This window comes from Gammaproteobacteria bacterium (assembly GCA_029880545.1).
In the GTDB taxonomy this organism is placed as follows: domain Bacteria; phylum Pseudomonadota; class Gammaproteobacteria; order Acidiferrobacterales; family SZUA-150; genus JAOUOD01.
Window position 1 is genome coordinate 212,661 of record JAOUOD010000003.1, and the last position, 23,216, is coordinate 235,876.

The 23,216-nt window shown below is 53.6% G+C and carries 24 protein-coding genes; 21 read left to right on the top strand and 3 right to left on the bottom strand.

What is annotated here, in order from left to right:
* Positions 1–170 precede the first annotated feature (170 nt).
* Positions 171–1,367 carry a hypothetical protein gene (locus tag OEZ10_04970; GenBank protein ID MDH5632331.1) on the top strand — a complete coding sequence of 399 codons (1,197 nt, stop codon included), beginning with the start codon at positions 171–173 and terminating at the stop codon, positions 1,365–1,367.
* A gap of 350 nt (positions 1,368–1,717) precedes the next feature.
* A complete protein-coding gene (locus OEZ10_04975) occupies positions 1,718–3,037 on the top strand; it encodes a hypothetical protein (protein ID MDH5632332.1) in 1,320 nt (439 codons plus the stop codon).
* Between the two features lie 49 nt (positions 3,038–3,086).
* Here OEZ10_04975 and OEZ10_04980 read toward each other — a convergent pair whose 3' ends face one another.
* A complete protein-coding gene (locus OEZ10_04980) occupies positions 3,087–3,494 on the bottom strand; it encodes a VanZ family protein (protein ID MDH5632333.1) in 408 nt (135 codons plus the stop codon).
* Positions 3,495–3,658: 164 nt separating this feature from the next.
* On the opposite strand from OEZ10_04980, the gene OEZ10_04985 reads away from it, so the two are divergent.
* From OEZ10_04985 to OEZ10_05015, 7 genes are all read left to right on the top strand, one after another.
* Complete coding sequence (locus OEZ10_04985; GenBank protein ID MDH5632334.1) at positions 3,659–4,555, top strand: phosphoribosylaminoimidazolesuccinocarboxamide synthase; 897 nt, start codon at positions 3,659–3,661, stop codon at positions 4,553–4,555.
* Between the two features lie 25 nt (positions 4,556–4,580).
* Positions 4,581–5,090: a c-type cytochrome gene (locus OEZ10_04990; GenBank protein ID MDH5632335.1), complete on the top strand. Its 510-nt coding sequence runs from the start codon at positions 4,581–4,583 to the stop codon at positions 5,088–5,090.
* 40 nt (positions 5,091–5,130) lie between these two features.
* Entirely contained in the window at positions 5,131–5,520 is a 390-nt protein-coding gene (locus OEZ10_04995; protein MDH5632336.1) for a DUF302 domain-containing protein, read from the top strand.
* A 195-nt stretch (positions 5,521–5,715) separates the two neighbouring features.
* A complete protein-coding gene (locus OEZ10_05000) occupies positions 5,716–6,537 on the top strand; it encodes a hypothetical protein (GenBank protein MDH5632337.1) in 822 nt (273 codons plus the stop codon).
* A gap of 55 nt (positions 6,538–6,592) precedes the next feature.
* A complete protein-coding gene (locus OEZ10_05005) occupies positions 6,593–6,799 on the top strand; it encodes a heavy-metal-associated domain-containing protein (protein ID MDH5632338.1) in 207 nt (68 codons plus the stop codon).
* 19 nt (positions 6,800–6,818) lie between these two features.
* Positions 6,819–9,056: a heavy metal translocating P-type ATPase gene (locus OEZ10_05010; protein ID MDH5632339.1), complete on the top strand. Its 2,238-nt coding sequence runs from the start codon at positions 6,819–6,821 to the stop codon at positions 9,054–9,056.
* Complete coding sequence (locus OEZ10_05015) at positions 9,053–9,418, top strand: cupredoxin domain-containing protein (GenBank protein ID MDH5632340.1); 366 nt, start codon at positions 9,053–9,055, stop codon at positions 9,416–9,418. Before OEZ10_05010 ends, OEZ10_05015 begins: the two co-directional genes overlap by 4 nt.
* 7 nt (positions 9,419–9,425) lie before the next feature.
* Here OEZ10_05015 and OEZ10_05020 read toward each other — a convergent pair whose 3' ends face one another.
* Complete coding sequence (locus OEZ10_05020) at positions 9,426–10,403, bottom strand: COX15/CtaA family protein (protein MDH5632341.1); 978 nt, start codon at positions 10,401–10,403, stop codon at positions 9,426–9,428.
* A gap of 299 nt (positions 10,404–10,702) precedes the next feature.
* Here OEZ10_05020 and OEZ10_05025 point away from each other — a divergent pair, with 299 nt between their 5' ends.
* The 8 genes from OEZ10_05025 to OEZ10_05060 all read left to right on the top strand — a co-directional run bounded on the left by OEZ10_05025 (position 10,703) and on the right by OEZ10_05060 (position 18,020).
* Positions 10,703–10,855 (top strand): hypothetical protein, encoded by a 153-nt coding sequence (locus tag OEZ10_05025; protein ID MDH5632342.1) that lies wholly within the window; start codon positions 10,703–10,705, stop codon positions 10,853–10,855.
* A 22-nt stretch (positions 10,856–10,877) separates the two neighbouring features.
* Positions 10,878–11,417 (top strand): cytochrome C oxidase subunit II, encoded by a 540-nt coding sequence (locus OEZ10_05030; protein ID MDH5632343.1) that lies wholly within the window; start codon positions 10,878–10,880, stop codon positions 11,415–11,417.
* Positions 11,418–11,429: 12 nt separating this feature from the next.
* The gene (locus OEZ10_05035) at positions 11,430–13,109 is read left to right on the top strand and encodes a cbb3-type cytochrome c oxidase subunit I (protein MDH5632344.1); all 1,680 of its coding nucleotides are present in this window, start codon (positions 11,430–11,432) and stop codon (positions 13,107–13,109) included.
* A gap of 93 nt (positions 13,110–13,202) precedes the next feature.
* On the top strand, positions 13,203–14,018 hold the full coding sequence (locus OEZ10_05040) for an SCO family protein (protein MDH5632345.1): 816 nt from the start codon (positions 13,203–13,205) through the stop codon (positions 14,016–14,018).
* Between the two features lie 48 nt (positions 14,019–14,066).
* The gene (locus OEZ10_05045) at positions 14,067–15,644 is read left to right on the top strand and encodes a cytochrome b N-terminal domain-containing protein (protein MDH5632346.1); all 1,578 of its coding nucleotides are present in this window, start codon (positions 14,067–14,069) and stop codon (positions 15,642–15,644) included.
* Positions 15,641–16,045 (top strand): bacteriohemerythrin, encoded by a 405-nt coding sequence (locus OEZ10_05050; GenBank protein ID MDH5632347.1) that lies wholly within the window; start codon positions 15,641–15,643, stop codon positions 16,043–16,045. The genes OEZ10_05045 and OEZ10_05050 overlap by 4 nt, the downstream gene beginning before the upstream one ends.
* Before the next feature lie 267 nt (positions 16,046–16,312).
* Positions 16,313–16,567 (top strand): hypothetical protein, encoded by a 255-nt coding sequence (locus OEZ10_05055; protein ID MDH5632348.1) that lies wholly within the window; start codon positions 16,313–16,315, stop codon positions 16,565–16,567.
* A gap of 79 nt (positions 16,568–16,646) precedes the next feature.
* On the top strand, positions 16,647–18,020 hold the full coding sequence (locus OEZ10_05060; protein ID MDH5632349.1) for a cbb3-type cytochrome c oxidase subunit I: 1,374 nt from the start codon (positions 16,647–16,649) through the stop codon (positions 18,018–18,020).
* On the opposite strand, the gene OEZ10_05065 is transcribed toward OEZ10_05060, so the two are convergent.
* On the bottom strand, positions 17,962–18,228 hold the full coding sequence (locus OEZ10_05065) for a hypothetical protein (GenBank protein MDH5632350.1): 267 nt from the start codon (positions 18,226–18,228) through the stop codon (positions 17,962–17,964). The two genes, OEZ10_05060 and OEZ10_05065, sit on opposite strands and share 59 nt — an antisense overlap.
* A gap of 50 nt (positions 18,229–18,278) precedes the next feature.
* On the opposite strand from OEZ10_05065, the gene OEZ10_05070 reads away from it, so the two are divergent.
* The 4 genes from OEZ10_05070 (at position 18,279) to cobA (ending at position 23,216) form a co-directional block, all read left to right on the top strand.
* Complete coding sequence (locus OEZ10_05070) at positions 18,279–18,680, top strand: SirB2 family protein (protein ID MDH5632351.1); 402 nt, start codon at positions 18,279–18,281, stop codon at positions 18,678–18,680.
* Positions 18,681–18,726: 46 nt separating this feature from the next.
* Positions 18,727–20,361, top strand: a complete 1,635-nt coding sequence (locus OEZ10_05075) for a NosR/NirI family protein (GenBank protein ID MDH5632352.1) — start codon at positions 18,727–18,729, stop codon at positions 20,359–20,361.
* Positions 20,362–20,576: 215 nt separating this feature from the next.
* On the top strand, positions 20,577–22,304 hold the full coding sequence (locus OEZ10_05080) for a nitrite reductase (GenBank protein MDH5632353.1): 1,728 nt from the start codon (positions 20,577–20,579) through the stop codon (positions 22,302–22,304).
* A gap of 117 nt (positions 22,305–22,421) precedes the next feature.
* A complete protein-coding gene (gene cobA / locus OEZ10_05085) occupies positions 22,422–23,216 on the top strand; it encodes a uroporphyrinogen-III C-methyltransferase (GenBank protein ID MDH5632354.1) in 795 nt (264 codons plus the stop codon).

Below are 23,216 nucleotides of genomic sequence, written 5' to 3' on the forward strand. Positions count from 1 at the left end.
CAGTTGTTGTAACCAGGGTTATTTCAGATATGTGAACTGGAACCGGTTTTAAGGCAAGGGTTTTTCACGATATACAATAAGGTGAACAGTTTCACCGATTTGCCGGTTCGAGCCGGCTAACCTCATAACGGTTCGACCATTTTTGCGTGCGATACAGGAAGGAGGTTGTAATGAAGTCGACAAAAAAGCGTGTTAAGCGCGGGAGCACTAACGGCAATCATGCTGCAGAACTGCGGGCATACAGAAGACGAAGCCAGCTTATTGGGGCAGCCATTATTGCATCCAGCAGCATAATTGCCATGGCAGCATCTGTACCCAATACCTTTACTTCTGGGTCACCGGCGTTGGCGTCGGATGTCAACGCCAATTTCCAGGCGTTGGCGACTGCGGTAACCGCAATGGAAACCAAGCTGGCCAGCTTGTCGCTGGAGACGGTTAATGGCCAGCCGACGGTGCGGTTTAGCGGGGTGAACCTGCAGGTGGTGAACGGTCAAGGGACAACCGGCACAGTTAATGGCGTCGGTAACCTGATAGTTGGTTACGATGAATTGGATATCTCCGGAACCAGCAAGTGCTCACTGGGTACCAATCCGTCCAATCAGGCAATCGTGGTCACCGAGGGGGATTGCCTTGCTGCAGGCGGCATCTGGGCGACCAGCCATAAAAGCGGATCACATAATCTGGTGTTGGGCCTACAGAACAATTATTCCCAATACGGCGGCCTGGTATCAGGCGCGCGCAATACCAGCAATTACCGATTTGCCTCATTGCTTGGCGGTTATACCAATATGGCTTCAGGTGAGTATGCCGTTGTTACGGGCGGTTCGGATAATAGTGCCAGTGGCAATCGCGCCAGTGTCAGCGGTGGGCAAGACAATACGGCCAATGGTGGCTGGTCCAGTGTAACCGGCGGCAGGCTGAATCTTGCAGGCGGTGGCTGGGCCAGCATCACCGGCGGTTCCAATAATGTAACTTCCAGTGGTCCGGCCAATACGGTGAACGGTGGCCAGTCGAATTCGGCCAGTGGCCAGTTTGCTGTTGTCAGTGGTGGAACCGGCAATGTTGCCTCCGGAATAAAGGCCGTTGTCAGTGGCGGTAATGCAAACCGGGCCACGGGCGACCATGCCACGGCCAGCGGTGGCTGGTTAAACAGGGTATCCGGCAATGCTGCCGTTGCCAGCGGCGGATATGCCAATTTTGCCACTGGCGCAAACGCAGTCATCGGTGGCGGTTCCGGCAATACCGCATCACATAATGCCAGTACGGTAGGCGGTGGCAGTTCCTGTGTATCTACCCAGGATGCCTATTGGGCGGTTGGCGTCAATGCAGCAGCGATAGGCGGTGGTTGCAGGGTGAATAATAACTGATTGCGGCAGCGGGCCAGCATGGTCAGGATGAAGATGGTTATCTGTTAACGATCAAATGGTTACCGGAGTCATTAGAAAATGACCATAAAACCATCAGCTGCGCATCATATCTGCAGCCCGATTATTTGTTTTCATGGTGCGTCGGTACAGGTATGCGCACTGTTTTGTGACGGGGTGTACCAAGACCGGGATGGCTGAGAGTCAGGCAGGGCATTTTGCCCCTCTGCCATCTATTTGCCGCATATGACAACTGAGAAAGAAAAATACGGGAGTCTGGTCCATTTTTGCCAGAGAAATCAGCAGCAACAAGCTGACCAAAATACGGAAAACAGATCGATGAGGACATGAAAATGAATAAATTATTAAGATCGGTACTGGCTATATTTACTTTTGGCGCGTTGGCCGCCTGTGGCGGTGGCGGTGGCAGTGATTCGCTGCCACCGGTACCTACAGTAGGCTGCAGTACTACCACGGCCGGCGACCTGACCGTTACGTTTGCCGGCACCATACCTACAGGCAAGACCGGTGCCGTCAAGGTATATGATGCCAGCGGCACGCTGGCCGGTACGGCCACGGCAACCAGTCCAACACTTTCAGGGTTGGCAGCTGGCGCCTATGTGCTGGTGTCCACGCCGTTATCCGGTGCCGCCAACGCCATAGTCAGGCAGGCCTATGATGCAGCGGTTTCTCCTGACCAGGTTTGTATTGGCGATGGCACGACGGAAACATCAACGGCAACTTATGCCTTGATACCAACCAGTAACAAGCTGTGGGTTGGGTCGCAAGGCAGTGGTATCAACAACACGGTTAGTTATGCTGCGACCAGTCTGACAGCTACTGCTACGGTGGCGGCGACAACGGTCAATACAACAAAAGGCCATAGCGGTTTCGCGATCGACACCCATGGCAATCTCTGGGTGCTCGGGCAGTCCACCACTGATCCATTGTTGGCGCGCTACCCGGCCGGCAGTTTCTCTGCTGGTGGTGCCAAGACACCGGATTTTACTGTACCGCTGAGCGCCATACCTTATGCTGCACCGCATTCCAAGGGGTTGGCTATATCTCCACGTGGGCACATCTGGGTCTCCAGCCCGGGTAACGACGAAGTTTACCGGTTCAAAGCTGCACCAGGCGGCGTCGTGGAAACCACGCCCAGCGTCACCATTACTGGATTGAACTATCCAACCGGGCTTGCGTTTGATGCAAGCGGCACCTTGTGGGTCTCTGATACCGGAAGCGGCCACTTGCTGCGCTACAGTGTTTTCCCGGTCACCGATGGAGCGATTCTGTCAACGCCTTCAGTTGACACCAATCCGGGACAGGATGTTACCGGTATTGCCTTTGATGCTGCCGGCAATCTTTGGGTGGCATCCTTAGTCCAGGGTCAACTGATCCGTGTCGGATCGGCCGCTTTGTATGGTGGTGGTAATGTGACTCCAGACAAATGGTTCGCGGCCGGCAGTCTTCCAGTATCGGTAGCGATTGATGAAAACGGCCTAGTCTGGGTGGGAGGCAATGCCGGATCCATAAGGGCATTCAACCCGGGTGCGGCCAATGGCACCGCCGCAATTCGCACTATTACGACCAATACATCTGAAATGAACTATGGCGAATCGCTGGCGTTTTATCCCGCACCTGCAGCGTTACCGCTGGCGCATTCACTGCCCTAGGCAACAGTTCCATGTCGCACTCGGCCCGCTTCGGCGGGCCTTTTTTTGTTCAGTTTGCGGTGGCCAGCCAGCGGCATTCAATGGCGACAAAAAACCGGGAGAATGGGGTCAATAATGTCAGCCAGCCTGCCGCAATTCCGGCCCCGTTGGCGAGCATATCGTAGTAATCCATGTAGCGAAGCGGGTGGAAACTCTGGGCAAACTCCAGGCCCGCCCCAAGGGCAAACAACCCGAGGGCGATCAGCCAGTGCCGGTGTTTCGGGTAGAGCTGCAGGAACCACCACATGGGCACGCCGTACATGGCGACGTGACCGACCTTGTCCTGCCATTCCACTACTGTTGGCAGGTTTATGGCGGTCAACGATAGGTAGATCACCGCAAATACCCAGCCCCAGGCCAGGCTCAGCCAAACCAGACGTTTTTCGGGTAATTGTTTTTCGTCAAGATTATCTATCATAAGTACTTGTTCTATATTGGTATTGTGCTTACACGATGTCGCCGGAACGATCACAAAATCGATTCGCGCGGCCCGTCAATTTGGGTAGAATAACGGCCTTTCACGTATCCGGGTAGATGTTGCCCGGGTCATTCTTAACCGGAAACCGAGCGATAACCAATATAATGAGTACTCCCGACATTTTATTTGATTCCGAGATCAAAAGCCTGCCGCGTGTGCATCGTGGCAAGGTTCGCGATATTTATGAAATTGACGCCAGTCACTGGCTGATTGTTACGACCGATCGACTGTCAGCGTTCGACGTCATTCTGCCAACGGCGATACCGGGCAAGGGCGCGGTGCTGACCGCTGTATCCAACTTCTGGTTTGACCGATTGAAGAGTGTCGTGCCCAATCACCTCGCCGAGATGAGCCTGGAGCAGGCCCTGCCTGATGCTGCCGAGCGTGCCCAGGTGGAAGGTCGGGCTATTGTTGTGAAACGTCTCAAGGCGTTGCCGGTAGAGGCCATTGTACGTGGTTATATTATTGGTTCCGGCTGGAAGGATTATCAGAAGACCGGCACAGTCTGTGGTATCCGGCTGCCTGAAGGGTTGCAGCAGGCAGACAAGTTGCCACAAGCCATTTACACGCCATCGACCAAGGCGGATGTAGGCGAGCATGACGAAAATATTGATTTCGACAAGACCGTTGAAATCCTCGGCGAGGCCCGGGCAAAGGAAGTCCGTGATGTTGCATTAAAGCTTTATACCGAGGCGGCCAATTACGCGCTGGAGCGCGGCATTATCATCGCTGATACCAAGTTCGAGTTTGGTGTTGATGATGACAATAACCTGGTATTGATCGACGAGGCGTTGACGCCGGATTCCTCCCGGTTCTGGCCGGCTGACAGCTACAAGCCTGGCATGAGTCCGCCCAGTTTTGACAAGCAATACGTTCGTGATTACCTGGAAACCCTGGATTGGGACAAGACACCTCCGGGACCGGAGTTGCCCGGAGATGTCGCTGAACAAACAGCAGCCAAGTATAACGAGGCACTTGAGAGATTGACTGGCCAGGCATGATTTCATGTCGACAAAGGAATGATTGATGATGAAGCGGTATGCTTTATGGCTGAAGCGAATGATGATCGGCGCGATGATGGTTGGTGCTGTTGCCTGTACCGAGGATAAATCAAAACAGGTGACACAAGAGCCGCAGGCTGACACTGGCCAGGCGGCGCCGCAGCTGAAGGAAAGCCGGTTTTCGGTGGAAGCCATATCCCGGGGAGCAGCAGTATTCCAGACGCATTGCGCCGAATGTCACGGCCCGGATGCCCAGGGTCACCCGGACTGGGGTAATCCCAATGCCCAGTACGTGGTGGCGCCACCCCTTGATGGAAACGGGCCGTCTCCCAAGCGCAGTCGCGCCGAACTGATCAATGTGATTCTGAATGGTGTTACTCTTGATGCCAAGCAAGTGATGCCTGGATGGAAAGGTCGACTCAAGGATTCCGAGGTAATCGATACCATAACCTGGTTCCAGGCGTTATGGCCGGCAAAAATCTACGAGCAATGGGAAAAGGCCCAGGCCGATGGCGGCAAACAACGCGGTTCCTGACCGCACGAATAAATCTGGTTTTAACTAGCAGGAGATAATTATGTACGGATTCAGTGTTCAGGTGGCATATGGTTTTGACGAAGCCATTGAAAGGGTCACAGAAGAATTGCAGAAAGAAGGGTTTGGCGTGTTGACTGATATCGATGTCAAGGCCACCCTGAAGAAGAAGCTGGACGTGGATCGCAAGCCTTACCGTATTCTGGGTGCGTGCAATCCGCCGTTGGCCAACCAGGCTATTAACGCTGATGCGGATATCGGCCTGTTGCTGCCTTGCAATGTCGTTGTGCGCGAGGAAGACGATGGCAAGATTACCGTTGCTTTCATGGATCCATCGGCGGTACTGAAGCTGGTGGAAAAGGAAGGCATTGAAGCCCTGGCTGCCGAGGTTCGGTCACGCCTGGAGCGGGTAAAAAACGCACTGGCAGGATAATCATTCCCGGTGCGGTAATAACAAGCGGCCTCTTCGGAAACGGGAGGCCGTTTTTGTTTCTGCAGGTCATGTATTCGCCGACATGGGGGTCGTGTTTTTCGTATCTCTATGCAGGGGGCATTGCTACAATCTAATAATCATAAAAATTAATTGTAGTTTCCAGGGTTTTTGACCAGTTCAGGGAGGGTCATGCGCATGAGGCTTTTTATATGTGCAAAAACAGCCATTGAGGTGATTGTGATGCTGCCTGCGTTGGCGGGTTCGATTACTGCGTTTGCTGAAGAGCAGGACCGAGGTATCGCGCTAATATTGGCTGCAGACTATGCGGAAAAACGGGTCGAGCATACGTTCAAGGCGGCAGGTCCCGGTGGTGCAGATGTTGTATTTGATGGAGAAATGTCGGCAGCCGCGGTGGCACTGACGGCGGCAAAGGGTGGATTCTATATTAGTCTGAATGCCGAAATGCCTCTCAGGGAGGAAACCACGCCGATTGGAGAGAGCCTGCTTTTTCTCGAGCGGGATGATTACGCGTTGACCCTGGGTTACTCGGTGTTTGAGCGCATATCGGTTTTTGCCGGCTACAAGTATGGCAAGACCCGGATCACCAATGTGTATACTGATGTTGACCTCAGCGGCCCGACGCCAAGGCCGTATCTCGGGAGTAGTGAATTTGACCTGATCGAGGAAGGCCCGTTTCTTGGCCTCGCCTACAACCAGCCAATCAATGAAGGTAACTGGCTGGGCGTGAACGTGGCATACGGCTTCATGGACAGCGAAATAGTCAACCACACACTGGCTACGGGTGGCGGCAATACCGGTCCGGCAAGTGGTTCAGGTGACACGGAAGGATTCAGCTTTGGCGTGAGGTGGAGCCATGCATTTTCAGCTGCAACCCAGGTCGCGGTTGGTTACAAGATGAATACCTATGATAACGAAGGTGCCGATATTACCGGTACAGGGTATAAATACGAGTCTGTGTACAACTACATTACGCTGGGCTTGTCCCATTATTTCTGAGTCGCGGGACGGCGTCCGGGTTACGTCGGTCAAACAGGGGAAAATGGTGAGTGACATGATTACTGAATACCATGTAGAAAAAATGAAGTGCGGTGGCTGTGTCGCCAAGGCGCAGGAAGCACTGAAGAACGTGGATGGTTTTGAGTCCGCGGAATTTGACCTGGAAGCGAAGGTCGGTCGTGTTGAAGGGGACGTTGACCCGCAATCGGTATGCCTGGTGTTGACACAGGCAGGGTATCCCGCCGTGGTAAAGAGCGCGTGATCGTTGCCCGGTCAAGGATATGACTAACCAGGAGCCACAACGTTTTTCCATTGGCGGAATGAGTTGCGCCGGTTGCGTAACTGCGGTGGAAGAAGCCATTCGCGCTGTTCCGGGTGTGACCGATTCATCTGTGAATTTTGCCGAACACACTGCCAGTGTTACCGGCGCTATTCCGGCACAAACCATTATCAACGCCGTTACTGAAGCCGGTTATGAAGCGGCGCTGTTGCAGGGGGAGCAGGCGGAAGCTGAAAAGCTTGAAGCCGAGTTTCGTCATTACCGCAAGCTGTTGCACAAGTTTGTTGTCGCGGCCCTGGTTGGTGGACCGCTGTTTCTGTCGGGCATACTGGGATATATGCCCGGTCTTGGCAGCGGTGCAGAGCAGCTATTCTGGCTGGCTGTATCAGCTTTAACCCTGTTCGTGCTGGTATTCTCGGGCGGCCAGTTTTTTACCGGCGCCTGGAAGTCGTTCCTGAATCATAATGCCAACATGGATACACTGATTGCCCTGGGTACCGGTACAGCCTGGAGTTATTCGCTGGCCATCACTGTGTACCCGGAACTGGTTCCGGAAGCGGCACGTCATGTCTATTTCGAAGCTGCTGCCATTATTATTGCGCTCATCAATCTTGGCTCGGCGCTGGAAATGCGCGCACGAGGCAAGACCTCGCAGGCGATCCAGAGGTTAATTGGCCTGCAACCAAAAACAGCATGTGTCGTGCGTAACGGTGAAGAGATCGACATAGCTATCGGTGATGTAGGTCTTGATGAGACCTTGCGTGTGCGCCCCGGCGAGAAGATTGCGGTCGATGGCGTAATCATTGATGGCCGTTCGAGTATTGATGAATCCATGCTGACCGGTGAGCCGATGCCGGTGAGCAAGGGTATTGGCGATGAAGTGGCAGCTGGTACCTTGAACAAGCAGGGAACGTTCCTTTTCAGGGCGACGCGTATAGGGCGCGATACGGCGCTGGCGCAGATTATTGAAATGGTGCGCCAGGCGCAGAATACCAAACCGGCAATAGGACGACTCGCAGACAAGGTGGCCGCTGTATTCGTGCCGGTTGTGTTGATCATTGCCGTGCTGACGTTTCTCGCCTGGGCCAATTTCGGACCGGAGCCGCGCAGTGCGTTTATGCTGGTGACAACCATGACCGTGTTGATCATTGCCTGTCCGTGTGCATTGGGGCTGGCAACGCCTATTTCCATCATGGTCGGCGTAGGCAAGGCGGCTGAATACGGTATCCTGATTCGTAACGGCGAGGCGTTACAACAGGCCGGTAATATCACCGCAGTCATCCTGGACAAGACCGGTACCATTACCGAGGGTGAACCGCATTTGACGGCAGTAATCCCGGCGGATAACTGGACAGAGCAGCAGGTTTTGATCCTGGCTGCAGCCGTTGAGGTGGGTTCCGAACACCCATTGGCAGAAGCAATTGTCGGAGCCGCCAGGGCCGAGAAACTTGAATTGCCAACGGTTACCGACTTTGAGTCGGTTACTGCCTGTGGTGTGCGCGGCATGATTAACGGCAAGCAGGTGGCGCTGGGCAATGCGAGGCTCATGGTCAAGCAGGGTGTACAACTCGATGCCATGTATAAGCGTGCGCAAAAGCTGGCTGCACAGGGGCAAACCGCTATGTTGTTGGCAGTGGACGACAGCCTGGTTGGCATTCTCACTGTTGCTGACCCGGTAAAACAGGATTCCGCGGCAGCTATCGCCCGGTTGCACAAAGCGGGTATCAAGGTTGTTATGTTGACTGGCGACAATCGAAACACTGCGGAAGCTGTGGCCGCACGGGTTGGTATTGACGAGGTTATGGCCGAGGTGCTGCCGGAAGACAAGTCAGGCAAGGTGGCGGAATTGCAGCAACGAGGCGAGGTGGTCGCCATGGTGGGTGACGGCATCAATGATGCGCCGGCCCTGGCGCGCGCTGATGTCGGTTTTGCCATTGGCACCGGTACTGACGTGGCCATGGAAAGTGCATCGGTAACACTGATGCGAGGGTCGTTGCATGGCGTTGCTGATGCCATCGCCATATCGCGGGCAACGGTACGCAACATCAGGCAAAACCTGTTTGGTGCCTTTGTTTACAATACCCTGGGTATACCGGTGGCAGCCGGCGTACTTTTTCCGGTTTTCGGGGTATTGCTTAACCCGGTGATTGCCGGCGCCGCCATGGCCATGTCGTCGGTGACCGTAGTCAGCAACGCCAACAGGCTGCGCCTGTTGAGCCTTGATCGGAACGCGAAATGAGCAATTCGCTGGCAGTCATAAATATCATCGGGCCGGCACTGATTCTTGCCATCATCTGGTGGTTCTGGATAGCGCGCGGCAAGACCCGCAAGGTCGAGAACAATGTCGTCGAAATTGTTGTTGCCGACGGGGTTTATACGCCTTCGCGCATTGAAATACCGCTTAACCAGCTCGTGGTGTTGAATTTTACCCGCAAGGATCCGTCTCCCTGTGCTGAAAAGGTGATTTTCTCCACGCTGGAGAAAAGCCATGACTTGCCGTTAAACGAAACGGTGCCGGTATACATCAGCTTGTCAGAGCCGGGCGAGCACGAATTTACCTGCCAGATGCAGATGTATCGTGGATCGTTGATCGCCAGGTAACGGCTTGTCAGTATTTTGGCAAGGAAAGATTCAGCCGAATATTCACCAGTGTCATCAGCAGCAGTGCGGCCAAGGCGTTATGGCTGGTCACCAATGCCAACGGCAGATCCAGTACAAGTTGCCCGATTCCGACAAGCATTTGCAGAATCAGCAAGATAAACATGAAGTTGACCACCGGCTTTATGCGAGGCTCACTGGCTTTTGCCTGCCAGCCAAACCAGGCCAGGTACAGCAAGAGCAATACCGCGCCAGACCGATGCAGGAAGTGTATTGCCGGCATCGCCTCGTCGGGCACGATCATACCATTTTGAGTAGCCAGTACCCGCAGAGGATTCAGTGCCTGTAGCCAGTCACCGCTGCAGAGTCCCGGTCCCGGGCAGGCTGGTCCGGCAAAATTTCCGCTGACCCATGCGCCCAGCAGTATCTGGGCAAACAGCCCGCCCAGGGCAATCGTGGCCAGCGGCCCCAGTCGTTGCGCAGAAGCCAGTGCCTGTATGGGTGGACTGGTATAGGTCTGTCCCAGCCACCATAACATGGCCAGCATGGCCATACCGCCTACCAGGTTACCCACGGTGACCGCAGGAATCCACGGTGACGGTGTTGTGTAGCCCAGCACCGAAAGAAACACCGTGATACCAAGAATGGCAAAGGGCAGGCCAATGCCGGGACCGCCCCGTTTTCGCATGCGCATGGCCATGGCGACGATCATGATGATAAACAGCCCGAGCGCTGATGCGACCACTCGATGAAGCATGCGGGCGAAGCCATGAGGCTGTTGAGGCTGTGCGTTGGTAAAGGAAGATTTGGCCGTGTACTGGTCCAGCGCACCGACGTAGCCATAACATTGTGGCCACGGTTCGCACCCGAGCCCATTGGTCGATAACCGGATATAAGCACTGAGAACGATTGTCATTAGCGTTAACAGGATCGACACAAATATCAGCAGGGTGAACAGGTTATTGCGGGATTGAGCATTTTGAATCATTGGCTTGCCTGGTGTTGTTATCGTTATGCTCCGGCCATGTTTCATGGCGGTCCGGCTTTATCTTATTGATTTAACGTCCAGTTGTATATTCTGATTTATTGAGCAGGATCATGGCAATCCGCAGCAGCTGCGGTAAATTGACGCAGGTCAATAATTGCGCCCGGAAAAAATGTTCTATTACGCTGATAAGGTGTACCGAGAATACATTTTTAAAAGGGCGGGGTTAGGTCCTGATCATCGCCTGTGTTTTTCCGTTAGCTTATTCGAATTCGTCAATTGCGCAGTGCTGGAGGATGAAAATGTCTGAAAACAATGAAAATGAAGCAATCCCGGTCATGCAAAGGGTGCTTGATAATCCGTTTCTTCTGCTGTTCCTTGGAGTGGTTATCCCAACGGTGTTTTATATTCTTTGGGGAATCATGGAGATCGTCACTATTCCGATAGCCAGCTAATTTCGGTAAGAGGAGAATAACTATGAGTGCTTTGACCCCTCCGAGTAAGCGAATCTGGTGGAAGGAGCCTGTTGAGCGCGTAGAGCTCATCTGGATCAGCCTGGTTGTCGTATGGGGCCTGATCATGACGTTCATGATGCCTTACTGGCATGTAGTCGGAAAACAGAATCTATCCAACGAAGCTTACCGAACAACACCACAACAATTTCTTGCAAAAGCCCAGGCTATGGTTGACCAGTACGAAGTCCGTAAGGAAACGGAGAGACAGATTCCGGTTGTCGCACCTCCTGCAGGTTCGGATGTCTACCTGGTGGCGCGCCTGTGGGACTGGTGGCCTATCCTGGAGCTGAAAAATGGCGAGACTTACCGGTTGCACGTGTCATCCCTGGACTGGCAGCACGGATTCTCATTGCAGCCTACCAACCTGAATACCCAGATTATCCCGGGATATGAAATGGTCATGACGGTAACGCCCAACAAGTCGGGTGATCACGCCATTATATGCAACGAATACTGCGGGATCGGCCACCACAAGATGGTCGGCAAGATCTACGTGAAATAAGGGGAGATGGTTATGAGTGAGTTCAGAACTTGTCCGGATACCGGACTGCGTTTCCACCGACCTGCCGAACAACTGATGAAATTGAACGCGGTAGCGGCAGTGGTTTTCCTGCTGGTTGGTGGAATCATGGGTATCGGGGTGGGCCTTACCCGATGGCCGGCAGTACACCTGCTTGGCGCGGAAGACTTTTACCTCGTGTTGACATCACATGGCATCAACGTGCTGATCTTCTGGATCATCTTCTTTGAAATAGCCGTTTTGTACTTTTGTTCATCGGTGCTATTGAATGTAAGACTGGCGACGCCACGAATGGCCTGGCTGGCGTTTGCATTGATGATAATCGGTGCCGTAACAAACAACGTAGCCGTATTCATGGGTCGATCCAGTGTAATGATGACCTCGTATGCACCTATGGCAGCGGACCCGGCGTTTTATCTCGGCTTGATCCTGTTTGCGGTGGGCGCATTGATTGGCTGTTTTGTGTTCTTCGGAACATTGGTTATTGCCAAGGATGAAAAGACCTATGAAGGGTCGGTGCCGCTGGTGACCTTTGGTGCGATTACGGCCGCAATCATAGCCGTGTTCACCATTGCTTCCGGAGCGATTATCCTGATTCCGACGTTGCTGTGGAAGCTGGGTTATATCGGCTCCATCGATCCGCTGATGTATCGCATTATCTGGTGGGGTATGGGTCACTCGTCACAACAGATCAACGTGGCCGCCCACGTTGCTGTCTGGTATGCCATTGCCAGCGTCGTATTTGGTGCCAAGCCGTTGTCAGAGAAGGTCAGTCGCAGTGCATTCCTGCTGTACATCCTGTTCCTGCAATTGGCCTGCGCGCATCACCTGTTGGTGGACCCTGGTGTCAGTTCCGAGTGGAAGATATTCAATACCAGTTACGCCATGTACCTGGCGGTAATGGCTTCCATGATCCATGGCCTGACTGTACCGGGCGCAATCGAGGCGGCCCAGCGCAAGCGTGGTTTTAACAAGGGCCTGTTTGAATGGCTGCGCAAGGCACCCTGGGGCAATCCGTCATTCTCCGGCATGTTCCTGTCGCTGATTATCTTCGGGTTCCTCGGCGGTATTTCCGGCGTCATGATGGGAACCGAGCAGCTGAACCTGCTGATTCATAATACCATCTATGTACCAGGTCATTTCCATGCCACGGTTGCCACGGGAACAACGCTGGCGTTCATGGCGTTGACCTATTGGCTGGTACCCATCCTGTTCCGGCGCGAGCTGATTATGCAAGGCTTTGCCAAGTGGCAGCCCTACATTTTCGCGCTGGGCATGACCGGTGTATCGCTGTTCCTGATGGCGGCCGGTACTATCGGTGTGCCTCGACGTCACTGGGATATCACCATGGCAGGAACATCGCTGCCGTATGAGTTCCCGGCAACCGCGTTCAACCTTATGGGCTTTGCTGGCGTCTCTGCGGTGATAGCGGCCGTGGGCGGCGGCCTGTTCGTGCTGATCATTGTCGGCTCCTTGCTGCTGGGCAAAGATCTGGGCCAGGAAAAATCGCCGCAACCCCGTATCGCCGAACCGGTTACCAGTTATAGCGGAATCGGGTCCGGATCGATTGCAATTCCGGGTACGCTGGTGCTGGCATTGATCTTCCTCACCGTGTTTGTGCTCTACTACTTCGTCAACTGGAAGTATCTTGGCCAGACATGGGGATTAAGTTGATTCTCCGGTAAATAGTGGTGTGTCAGGGGTGGGTACAAGGAGTGCCCGCCCCGTTTTTTTCAATACAACGACAACAATGACCGACAGAGTGTAATGAGCGCAGTATTATCAATATCCAGGATTCTCACCGGGTTGTTCCTGCTTTGTTGTGGCTGGGCGCCCCTGGTCGGGCAAGCGACTACCAAGTCAGCTGACGACAAATCCACGCTGTCTATCAGCCAGGCGGCCATAGGCAAGATGCTGGGCGATTACACGCTGAAGCAGCCTGATGGCACAGCTTTCGAGCTGAAAACCCTGCGCGGCAAGCCGGTTGTAATAAGCCTGATTTACACCAGCTGTTATCACATATGTCCTACCACTACGCGGCACCTGGCGAGCGTTGTACGCAAGGCGCGCTCGGCACTGGGTGACGACAGCTTTGTTGTTTTGACCATTGGCTTCGATGTGGACCGTGACAAGCCTGAGGTGATGGCCAGGTTTGCTGCCGAGCAAGCGGTGGACATGGGCGGCTGGTATTTCCTGAGCATGGACAGCGATACGATGACCGGCCTGACAAGGGACCTGGGGTTTATATTCAAGCCCAGCGCCATGGGTTTTGACCACCTGATCCAGGCGTCGATAATTGATGCACAGGGCAGGGTCTATCGCCAGGTGTACGATATGAAGTTCAGCACACCGATGCTGATCGAGCCACTCAAGCAACTTGTTTACGGAAAGCCTGGAACCAGTTCCGTGGTGGATCACCTGGAAAACAGGATCAGGTTATTTTGTACTGTCTACGACCCCAAAACCGATCGATACATATTTGACTACTCAATGTTTATAGGCATGATAATTGGAATCACAACCCTGCTGGCATTCGCCTGGATTATTTTCAGGGAATGGCGGCGGCACGATCATGGAAAGTAGAATGTCAGGGGAGGTGTGTTCAGTTAAAATGTCTGTGGAGATAATGCTTTGCACGGGGTTATAAAAAAACCAGGTCGATTTTTGTTTGGTATCGGTGAAAAGATACTGGGCCTGGCGTTCGGCTCCCGCCTCAATCCCCTGCATGCACTGGGGTCCCTGTCGTTTTTCATGTTCTGGATTGTTGCGGTGTCCGGACTGTACCTGTACATCTTCTTTGACACCAGCATCAACGGCGCCTACCAGTCCATCGAAAGCCTGACAGTATCGCAGTGGTATCTTGGCGGAGTGATGCGCAGTCTGCACCGCTACGCCTCCGATGCAATGGTGGTGCTGGTGTTCTTGCACATGCTGCGAGAGTACGTGTACGACCGCTATCGTGGCGCACGGTGGTATTCCTGGTCTACCGGCTTTCCATTGGTATGGTTGATGTACGCAGCAGGCATAGGTGGTTATTGGCTGGTTTGGGATGAATTGGCCCAGTATATTGCCACTACCACTGCTGAATGGTTTGATTGGCTGCCACTCTACAGCGAGCCGATGGCCCGAAACTTCATGAGCCAGGCCAGCATTGATGACAGGCTCTTTTCGCTGCTGGTATTCCTGCATATTGGCGTACCACTGTTCATGTTGCTGGGCATGTGGATCCATATCGAACGAATTGCAAACCCGGCCAGCAACCCGCCACGTGAACTCGCCTGGGGCAGCCTGCTAGCGCTGATTGTGTTATCGCTGTTCAAGCCTGCAGTCAGCCAGCCGCCGGCCAATCTTGATATTTCGGTAACGACATTGCCGATAGACTGGTTCTACCTGTATTTTTACCCGCTTATCGAGCGCTGGTCGCCTGGTACCGTGTGGGCCTTGTTACTGGGGGTCAGCTTGTTGCTGGCGGTGTTACCGTGGTTGCCGCGAAAGAAGGACCCGCCGGCTGCGCGTGTGGACCTGTCCAATTGCAACGGCTGCAAGCTGTGTTTCGATGACTGCCCATACGATGCGGTAACCATGGTCCCCAGAACCGACGGGCTGCCCTATACGGAGCAGGCTCTTGTTGATCCGGACCTTTGTGTTGCCTGCGGTATCTGTGCCGGAGCCTGCCCAACCTCAACACCCTATCGCAGGAAGACCGCGCTGGTGCCCGGCATAGATATGCCGTCGTTGACCATAAGCAGTTTGCGGGACCAGGTGCTGCAGGCCAGCGCAGCACTTGATGGAAAATCCCGTGTCATGGTGTTCAGTTGCGAGCACGGTAAAAGAGTCACAGAGGCCGGTGTCGATACGGCTGTCATCGAGCTGCCGTGTATCAGTGCCTTGCCTCCTTCGTTTATTGATTTTGTGCTGTCACGCGGGCACGCTGACGGGATCTACCTGTCGGGCTGCAAGGATGGCGCCTGTTACCACCGGTTTGGCATTGACTGGATGAGTGAGCGACTTGACCGCAAGCGGGATCCACGCTTGAGACAGCGTATTCCCAGGCAGCGCATCGGTTGCAACTGGCGACGGGCACCGGACCTGTTTTATGACTCAGCGGAGAGCTTTCGCGAAAGCCTGGCCGGCCTGGAAAGCGGTATTGGTAGCGTTGAGCTTTCCGTGCACAAGGGCTTGCCGAAAGACAGGGGGGAAGCATCATGAGCCTGATTGAATGGCGCGATGACTTTGAGCTTGGCATCGCGGATGTGGATCACGAGCATCGACAACTTATTGATCTGATCAATGAGCTCCATACCGCCCTGGCCGAAAACAATTCATCGGAACAGCTCCAGGACTTTCTGGGCGAAGTTTATGCAAGGATGGCAGCCCATTTTGCGCTCGAAGAAAGGGTGATGCGTGAACTCGATTATGACGAGTATGTGCAGCACAAGGACGATCATGAGCAGTTACTCGACGGGTTGCGCGACATTATGGACAAGTACGAAGACGAGCAGGAGTACAGCGACGCGGAAATGGCCAGTCATTTGAACAGCTGGTTTGGCAACCATTTCAAGTCCATGGATGCACGGTTCCATCAATTCCTGGAGAAACAGGGTGAATGACGGTAACCCGGTGAAATTATGAAAAAGTTCTTGCGATATGCCGGGCAGGCGGTTTTTTATGGCGGCTTTGCAGCCTTCCTGGGGTTCTTGTCTGTCAGTCCGTCGTATACTTTTTTGCCAGAGGGTCAGGCGGTAATAAAGCTGACCCTGAATCATGGTGGTAAGACAGTTGGTAACTGCAGGAAGCCTACGGCAAAGGAGACAGAAGGCTATCCACGTAACCTGGTGCCAACGGAAATATGTCCAAGGGAGAGATCCCCTGTTAAGTTGAGCATGGGACTGGATGGAAAAAATCTGATTCGTACTGTCCTGCAGCCAAGTGGTCTGCACAATGACGGAAGTTCGGCTACCTACCAGCGTTTTAGTGTAGCAGCCGGTGAACATGAGTTACTGCTGGAGATGTCCGATGATGTCCGGGCTGCCGGGCCTACGCACAGGCAGGTTGCACAGATCAGTCTTAAGCCGGCGCAGGTACTGGTTATCAATTTTGATACCGCCGGCAACCGGTTTATAATAGAGTGATTGTCATGCCTGTTGGCAGAAGTAATTGCCAACCTTTATTCAATCACGGAAATAATAATAGTTATATCTATTCTTGAATATGAACAATGAACATTACGTGCTGGAGCTGCCCGGGGACCAGAGACGACAGCTCGCCATAGGCTGGTTATGGCTCGGCATCCTGGCATTGCTCGCCTCCGGCGTATTCTCGGTATTGCTGGTACTGTCGCGCACCCCGGGTGCGCAGAATGTAATACCATGGATTGATTTTTTTCATACCGCGCTTGTTGTACACGTGGACCTGTCGGTACTCGTTTGGTTCCTGGCGTTTGCCGGCGTACTGTGGAGTATTAACTGCACTTCAAGGATGATGTGGCTGGGCTGGCTGTCACTGGTTACGGCGTCCCTGGGAACGCTGGTAATGGTATTGGCGCCTTTCGTGGCAGATGGCAACCCGGTAATGAGCAACTATATTCCCATGCTTCAGCAGACAACATTCATTGCCGGTCTGCTGATATTTGCTGCTGGCATCGGTTTGCTGGTAGTGCGGGCCATGTTTGCGATTCCGCTGGTGGGTCAGTACATGCAACCGGTGGGATCATTGCGATTTGGACTGAACGCGACGGCAATCTCTGTTGTTATGGCATTCATGGCATTTGCCTGGTCATGGATGGCGATGCCGCCATTTCTCGAAGGCAAGCCGTATTACGAGTTGCTGTACTGGGGTGGCGGTCATGTATTGCAGTTTAGTTATACCCTGTTGATGCTGATCGGCTGGGTATGGCTGGCAAGCAGCAGTAATGTTCGAATACCTGTCAGTCCAAGGGTCATATTGCTGTTGTTTGCAGTCGGCTTGTTTGCCGTTTTCCTGGTTCCGCCAATTTACTATTCCTACGGCATAACATCGGTGGAGCACGTCAAGCTGTTTACCTGGCTAATGCGTTATGGCGGCAGCCTGGCGACCCTGCCGCTGGCGATAGCGCTGATGTACGGCCTGGCCACGAGTGGACCGGCAGGCAAGGAGCAGCGCCCATTGCGGGCCGCCTTGTTGTCGTCCATGCTGTTGTTCGGATTCGGCGGCCTGATCGGTTTCTTTATCCAGGGCAGCAATGTCATTATCCCGGCCCATTACCATGGCAGTATAGTTGGTGTTACGCTGGCATTGATGGGTGTAACCTATGAACTGCTGCCGCGGCTGGGTTACCGTCGGCCATTGCCGAGGCTGGCCAGTTGGCAACCCTACCTGTACGGTGGCGGCCAGTTGCTGCATGTGTTGGGGCTGCTTTGGTCGGGTGGCTACGGCGTTCAACGCAAGGTCGCCGGTGCACAGCAAGGCCTGCAGGGTATCGAACAGATTGCGGCCATGGGCCTGATGGGGCTGGGTGGGCTGGTGTCGGTTATTGGTGGACTGGTATTTATTTACGCGGCAATTCGGGTGATGACGGGACCGCGGCAGAAGCAGGCTGCTGCGTGATGGACGTCGCGCCCGGCTTGCCCGACGGTGTATAGAGCCTTATCAGTTCAAAGGAAAACATAACCAGTCCGAGAAACAGTGCAAAAAACACGATGCTTCGATATTCGGCAAATTCCTTGCCACGGAATTTTTCGATTTGTCGAAGCAGCCAGTCGGCAGCGAAATAGACCAGGATACCAACCAGGGTAAACGTCAGGACTTCAGTCATATGAATAAACACCGGTTCCGGATTAATTGTTGAATATAGTATAGCAAGCGATGTTGATAAAATTCTATCCGGTATTGTTAACAGTACATGTTTCCGCGGTGGCGGTCAGTATCAGCCTGTTTATTCTGCGCGGTATCTGGATGATGCAACAATCACCCATGCTTGCACGGAAATGGGTCAGGGTGGCACCGCACGTATCCGACACGGTTCTCATAGCCAGCGCCGGGCTGCTGGCTGCAGCCATTGGACAATACCCGTTTGTAAATGACTGGCTGACAGCAAAATTCATTTTGATGTTCCTGTATATAGGTTTTGGCTATTTTGCGATCAATCATGGCCACAACAGGGGCAGCAGAATCATCAATGGCGCGACAGCCATAGTGATCCTGGTATATATAGTATCTGTTGCAATAACCCATAACCCGTTCCCGTTAACCCTGTTGTTTTATTGACGGGATCGATACAGGACCCGCAGCACGTAATGGAGTGAGAGGCTCAATGCGTAGATCGCTCAATTACCCGAACACATTATTCCGCAATGGCATGATATGCCTGCTGCTGGCGCTGGTTCTGGTTCTGCCGCTCCCGGTTCATTCCGGCGAAAACGCTGAAACCGTGGACGCTCATGCTGATCGCTTCTTCCCGGGATGGCAGAGCGTCGGTGAGTTTGAGGGCGATCCGTTGGCAGCCGTCGTGCTTGGCAAGCAAGGCCCCATGGGCTACCTGTTCAGAACTGATGATATTTTTGCCATACCCGCTTACTCTGGCAAACCCATTTCCACGCTGGTCGGTATAGACCTGCAAGGCACGATTCGCGGCATTCAGATTTTGCATCACGAGGAACCGATTCTGGCCGTGGGTGTCAGCGAGGAAGACCTAGCCCGTTACGTAAACCAGTACAATGGGCTCAGAATGAATGAGCAGGCCAAGATTGGTGGTCGTGATCGTCCTGGTTACAAGGCTATCGATGGTATCAGTGGTGCCACCATAACAGTCATCGTAATCAATTCCACTGTCGTCAGGTCCCTGAAGGAGGTGGCCAGGAGCCGTGGTATTGCCGTTGAAAAGAAAATTACAAAGCCCGTAACAGCCGCAAAAAAACCCGGATCACAACCGGCGAGAAAAAGCGTTCAGCAAACCAGGCAAGAGCCCGGAACCAGGAAAACTCGGGAAGTGCCGGTTGGCAGGGAGTTCGAGGCGGATGAGCATGGGCCGATCTGGCTGACCACCTGGCGTGATCGACAATTGCAGATTGTCATTCTGATGTTGGCACTGGGTTCTCTCGGGTTGCTGCTGATATTCCAGGACTGGTTGGCGAGACATTCCGCAGTGTTGACTCAAATCCGGAATACGTACCTCGTGTTTACCGTGCTGGTACTGGGCTGGATCATGTTGGCGCAGTTGTCGGTCGTCAATGTTCTGACTTTTGCCAGTTCAATAATGCATGGATTCAGCTGGGACGTGTTCCTGATGGAACCGGCGATTTTCCTGCTGTGGGGATTTGTTGCGGTAACCCTGTTGTTATGGGGGCGTGGAGTGTATTGCGGCTGGTTGTGCCCGTTTGGCGCCTTGCAGGAACTGATCAACAAGCTGGCCCGTTACCTGAAAATCAGGCAGATCGAATTCCCTTCGGTTGTGCATGAGCGGTTGCTGGCACTCAAGTACATTATATTCATCCTGCTCTTTGGGCTGTCGTTGCAGTCCATGGAACTGGTGCTGCCCTATATTGAAATTGAACCATTCAAGACTGCGGTGATTATGCATTTCAACCGGGATTTGCCGTTTGTTGCCTATGCAGTCGGACTGCTGGTTATCACCATCTTTAACCGAAAATTCTATTGCAAGTACCTGTGTCCGCTGGGGGCGGCCCTGGCCATTCCATCACAGTTGAGATTGTTCGACTGGCTGCGTCGACGCAAGGAATGCGGCCGCCCGTGCCAGACCTGCGCCAGCGAGTGTGAGGTGCAGGCGATTCGGCCCACTGGTGAAATTAATGCTAATGAGTGCCATTACTGTCTGGATTGCCAACTGAGCTACTGGAACCCCCATAAATGTCCACCAATGATTGAAATCCGCAAGCGCCAGGAAAAGCGTGAACAGGCGACCGCTCGCCTGGCAAAAAAGACTACCTGAGTCCGGAATTTCCGCGGTTTCATTCAGATTTCACCGTCCCCGGCTTGTTGCGGTCGAGCGGGCAATTCTTGACTAAAACAGGTACAAAAAAGATATATTTGATTTGCATCAATGAAGTAATAAATATCGATGGGTATGGTTGCGATGCTTAGGAGTGCTCGCGGAGCGGCAAGATCGGGCGTTGGCGAGTTTCAGGAAATTGAGGAGATCAAACCATGAACAAAAAACTAGGTAGCGTTGCGGCTGCCGCGATTTTGGCGTTGTCGTTTGGCGGCATTAGCCAAGTCGTGTTTGCGGCCAAATCCGAACACCCGGGCACCACCGAAGGTGAAATGCGTTACAAGGGTGCGCCTGTGCCAGAGCGTGATACCACCCAGACGCGCACACCCGGCGCGCCAGCCATAACCGAAGCGGAATTTGCACGGGCAAAGAAAATATTTTTTGAGCGTTGCGCCGGCTGTCATGGTGTATTGCGCAAGGGTGCAACGGGCAAGCCGCTGACACCCGATATCACATTGAAGAAGGGTACAGATTATCTCAAGGCATTTATCGGCTATGGATCACCGGGCGGTATGCCAAACTTCCAGACCTCGGGAACCCTGTCGGCAGCAGACGTGGACCTGATGGCCCGGTACCTGCAACATGAGCCGCCGATGCCGCCGGAATATGGCATGAAGGAAATCAAGGAAACCTGGAAAGTGTACGTGCCGGTAAACAAGCGGCCGAAAACCAAGAAGAGCAAGTTCAATATCGAAAACCTGTTTTCAGTCACCTTGCGTGACAGTGGTCAGGTTGCCCTGATTGACGGTGATACCAAGAAAATTGTCAGCATTATCGACACCGGTTATGCCGTACACATTTCGCGTCTGTCTGCTTCCGGCCGCTACCTGTTCACTATAGGTCGTGATGCCAAGATCAACATGATTGACCTGTGGATGAAGAATCCGAAAACTGTAGCTGAAATCAAGATTGGCATGGAAGCGCGTTCTGTTGAGACATCCAAGTACAAGGGTTTCGAGGACAGGTACGCTATTGCCGGATCCTATTGGCCACCGCAATACGTCATCATGGACGGCGATACGCTTGAGCCAAAGAAGATCGTCTCCACCCGTGGCATGACCGTGGATACCCAGGAATATCATCCTGAACCTCGCGTTGCCGCGATTGTCGCCTCTCACGAGCATCCGGAGTTTATTGTCAACGTCAAGGAAACCGGCAAGATCCTGCTGGTCAACTACAGCGATATAGACAACCTGAAAGTCACCACCATTGGTGCCGCCCGGTTCCTGCATGATGGTGGCTGGGACTCTACCAAGCGTTACTTCCTGACAGCGGCTAATCAATCCGACAAGATTGCCGTGGTCGATTCCAAGGATCGCAAGCTGTCAGCATTGATTGATGTCACCAAGATTCCGCATCCGGGTCGCGGTGCCAACCTCAATGATCCCCAGTACGGTCCGGTATGGGTCACGAGCGCCCTGGGTAACGAAAACATCACCTTTATCGGTACTGATCCAAAGGGTAACTCCAAGAACGCCTGGAAAGTCGTGCGCACGCTCAAGGGTGCAGGTGGCGGATCACTGTTCGTCAAGAGCCATCCCAAGTCTACAAACCTGTGGGTGGATGCTCCGCTGAATCCCAATGCTGCAATCAGCCAGAGTATTACGGTCTGGGATGTAAACAGCCTCGACAAGGGCTTCAAGACCCTGCCTATTGCTGAATGGGCTGGTCTTGGTGCGGGTCCGAAGCGAGTTGTCCAGCCTGAATACAACAAGGCCGGCGATGAAGTCTGGTTCTCTGTCTGGAGCGGCAAGAAGGAAGAGTCAGCCATTGTTGTTGTTGACGACAAGACCCTGAAACTGAAGAAAGTCATAAAGGACAAGCGCCTGATCACTCCTACAGGCAAGTTCAACGTATATAACACCATGCATGACGTCTACTAACTGAAACAGAACTGCAGGGGCCAGGCGCCCCTGCAGTTCTTGCCAGGTTGTCCTGGGCTGGATGCCTGCAGTGCAACCTGGCAAGAACCGGACAAGTCAAAAAGGGCGAAAAACTGTATGGGGAACAAAGTTTATCTCGTAGGTGCCGGACCCGGTGACCCTGACCTGCTGACAGTCAAGGCGCTGCGCCTGATCCGGAATGCTGAAGTAATTGTCTATGACCGGCTGGTATCGCCTGAAATCCTTGAGCTGATCCCGCCCGGGGTCAAGCGTATCTATGTTGGCAAGGCCACTGGCCAGCATCACATGAACCAGGACGAGATCAACGACGTATTACTGAACCTGGCCCAGACCGGCCATCATGTTGTGCGCCTGAAGGGTGGTGATCCGTTTACTTTTGGCCGTGGTAGCGAAGAAGCGCAGTACCTGGTGCGCCACGGTATCGAGTATGAGGTTGTTCCGGGGATCACTGCCGCAGCCGCGTGCAGCGCCTATGCTGGCATACCGTTGACCCATCGCGGCCTGGCACGCGGCGTTCGGCTGATGACCGGCCATTGCCGTTCCGATGAACCGCTGGACCTGGACTGGCGCAGTCTTGCTGATGCGGAAACCACGCTGGTCTTTTACATGGGCCTTGCCAATGCCGACCAGATTAGCGAAAAACTCGTGGCCGCCGGTCGTGCCGACAGCACACCGGTCGCAATCGTGGAAAACGGAACCAAAAGAGCGTCGCAACGAAGTTGTATCACGACTTTGGGCAAGTTGCCCGAAACCATTCGTGATCAGTCTATCCAGGCGCCGGCAATCATAATAATTGGAGATGTAGTGAGCTTTGCCGATGAACTTGCCTGGTTTAACATGTCGACAAATGAACCAGGTGACGTCTGTGACCAGCAAAACTCGGGAAGATAA

Coding starts and splice junctions, on each gene's coding strand:
- OEZ10_04970 (MDH5632331.1), top strand. CDS start 171: ATGAAGTCGACAAAAAAGCGTGTTAAGCGCGGGAGCACTAACGGCAAT.
- OEZ10_04975 (MDH5632332.1), top strand. CDS start 1,718: ATGAATAAATTATTAAGATCGGTACTGGCTATATTTACTTTTGGCGCG.
- OEZ10_04980 (MDH5632333.1), bottom strand. CDS start 3,494: ATGATAGATAATCTTGACGAAAAACAATTACCCGAAAAACGTCTGGTT.
- OEZ10_04985 (MDH5632334.1), top strand. CDS start 3,659: ATGAGTACTCCCGACATTTTATTTGATTCCGAGATCAAAAGCCTGCCG.
- OEZ10_04990 (MDH5632335.1), top strand. CDS start 4,581: ATGATGAAGCGGTATGCTTTATGGCTGAAGCGAATGATGATCGGCGCG.
- OEZ10_04995 (MDH5632336.1), top strand. CDS start 5,131: ATGTACGGATTCAGTGTTCAGGTGGCATATGGTTTTGACGAAGCCATT.
- OEZ10_05000 (MDH5632337.1), top strand. CDS start 5,716: ATGAGGCTTTTTATATGTGCAAAAACAGCCATTGAGGTGATTGTGATG.
- OEZ10_05005 (MDH5632338.1), top strand. CDS start 6,593: ATGATTACTGAATACCATGTAGAAAAAATGAAGTGCGGTGGCTGTGTC.
- OEZ10_05010 (MDH5632339.1), top strand. CDS start 6,819: ATGACTAACCAGGAGCCACAACGTTTTTCCATTGGCGGAATGAGTTGC.
- OEZ10_05015 (MDH5632340.1), top strand. CDS start 9,053: ATGAGCAATTCGCTGGCAGTCATAAATATCATCGGGCCGGCACTGATT.
- OEZ10_05020 (MDH5632341.1), bottom strand. CDS start 10,403: ATGATTCAAAATGCTCAATCCCGCAATAACCTGTTCACCCTGCTGATA.
- OEZ10_05025 (MDH5632342.1), top strand. CDS start 10,703: ATGTCTGAAAACAATGAAAATGAAGCAATCCCGGTCATGCAAAGGGTG.
- OEZ10_05030 (MDH5632343.1), top strand. CDS start 10,878: ATGAGTGCTTTGACCCCTCCGAGTAAGCGAATCTGGTGGAAGGAGCCT.
- OEZ10_05035 (MDH5632344.1), top strand. CDS start 11,430: ATGAGTGAGTTCAGAACTTGTCCGGATACCGGACTGCGTTTCCACCGA.
- OEZ10_05040 (MDH5632345.1), top strand. CDS start 13,203: ATGAGCGCAGTATTATCAATATCCAGGATTCTCACCGGGTTGTTCCTG.
- OEZ10_05050 (MDH5632347.1), top strand. CDS start 15,641: ATGAGCCTGATTGAATGGCGCGATGACTTTGAGCTTGGCATCGCGGAT.
- OEZ10_05060 (MDH5632349.1), top strand. CDS start 16,647: ATGAACAATGAACATTACGTGCTGGAGCTGCCCGGGGACCAGAGACGA.
- OEZ10_05065 (MDH5632350.1), bottom strand. CDS start 18,228: ATGACTGAAGTCCTGACGTTTACCCTGGTTGGTATCCTGGTCTATTTC.
- OEZ10_05070 (MDH5632351.1), top strand. CDS start 18,279: ATGTTGATAAAATTCTATCCGGTATTGTTAACAGTACATGTTTCCGCG.
- OEZ10_05075 (MDH5632352.1), top strand. CDS start 18,727: ATGCGTAGATCGCTCAATTACCCGAACACATTATTCCGCAATGGCATG.
- OEZ10_05080 (MDH5632353.1), top strand. CDS start 20,577: ATGAACAAAAAACTAGGTAGCGTTGCGGCTGCCGCGATTTTGGCGTTG.
- cobA (MDH5632354.1), top strand. CDS start 22,422: ATGGGGAACAAAGTTTATCTCGTAGGTGCCGGACCCGGTGACCCTGAC.